The sequence below is a fragment of the Microbacterium sp. Bi128 genome (assembly GCF_918698205.1).
The window spans coordinates 1-1,305 of record NZ_CAKKMM010001409.1 but is presented as its reverse complement, the minus strand read 5'-3'; the positions used below and the strand labels follow the sequence as shown (position 1 = coordinate 1,305).

The 1,305-nt window shown below is 74.6% G+C and carries 1 protein-coding gene; it reads left to right on the top strand.

Annotated elements, in window-relative coordinates; translation table 11 throughout:
* A partial coding sequence (locus tag LQV45_RS33215) for an ATP-binding cassette domain-containing protein (protein ID WP_230011975.1) occupies positions 1 to 1,141 on the top strand: 1,141 nt, incomplete at its 5' end.
* Positions 1,142 to 1,305 lie beyond the last annotated feature (164 nt).

The following is a 1,305-nucleotide window of genomic DNA, read 5'->3' as shown; positions in this document are numbered from 1 at the left end:
CTCCGGCGGGGAGCTGCGCCGGCTCGCCGTGGGCTGCGCCGTCATCACGGAACCGGACGTGCTCATCCTGGACGAGCCGCTGGCATCGCTGGACGCGGCCGGAGCCGCGCAAGTCGAGGCCCTGGTCCGCAGCCTCTGCGGCGCCGGGACCGGCGTCGTCCTCCTGAGCCAGGCAGCCGACGGGCTCGCCGGGGAAGCCACGCACTGGACGATTCTTGACGCTCAGACCGGGCCCGACGGCAGGAGGGTCACCGCTGCCGGGACGGTCACCGCTGCCGGGACGCCGGCGCAGCTGGCGGGCTCGGCCGAACTGGAGCGCGCCGGAGTGATTGGCGTAGGCGGGCCCGGCGGCATTGGGCCGAGCGGTATTGGGTCCGGCGTCCTGGGGGCCAGTGGGTCCGGCGTCGCCGCCGGCGCCCGCCATCCCGGGCCGGTGCCTGCCGCGGCGCCCGGTCCCGGCCCGGCATCGCTGGAACTGCGCGGCGTTGGGTTCGGCTACGCTCGGGACCCGCGTCGGCACGGCACCGGCGCGCAGGACCGGGTCCTCCGGGACGTGGATTTCGCCGTGCGCCCGGGCGAGATCATCGCCGTGACCGGGCCCAACGGCGCCGGCAAGTCGACACTGCTGCGCCACTTCAATGGACTGCTCCGGCCCTCGGCCGGGGACGTGCTGGTCTGCGGGCGCAGCATTGCCGGCGAGCCGGTGGGAAAGGTCGCGGCCTCCGTGGGCCTGTTGTTCCAGCACCCCCGGGACCAGCTTTTCGAACGCACCGTCCTGCGGGAAGCCGCGTTCGGACTCCGGCAACTGTCCGGAAAGGCCGGCGCCGAGGGCAAGGCCCGGGCCGCGCTGGCCGCGGTGGGCCTGTCCGGTACCGAGGAGGCACACCCGGCCGAGCTGTCCGCCTCCCGGCAGCGGCTGCTCGCCCTGGCCACGGTCCTGGCCCGCGAACCGGCGGTGTTGGCCCTGGACGAACCGACCGTCGGGCTGGACCGGCACGGCCTCGAGGCGCTGCAGGGCGCCGTCGACCGAGCCGCCGCGCGGGGCGCCGCCGTCGTCATGGTCACCCACGACCTGGACTACGCACGGAGGAACGCGCACCGCGTCCTGGAACTCAGCGGCGGGAGCTTGCGGGAAATCTGACTGGGGCCGCGGGGTAGGCACGGAAACACCGCAGACATCGAGGCTGCCCACGTCATGGCGCCGCCGGGATGCCCGGCCACTCTCCCGAAAGCAGCGCCGCCGCCCGGACCAAAGTCCGGGCGGCGGCGCCAACAAAAGCGAGCGGTGAAGCCTGGCTTTAGGCC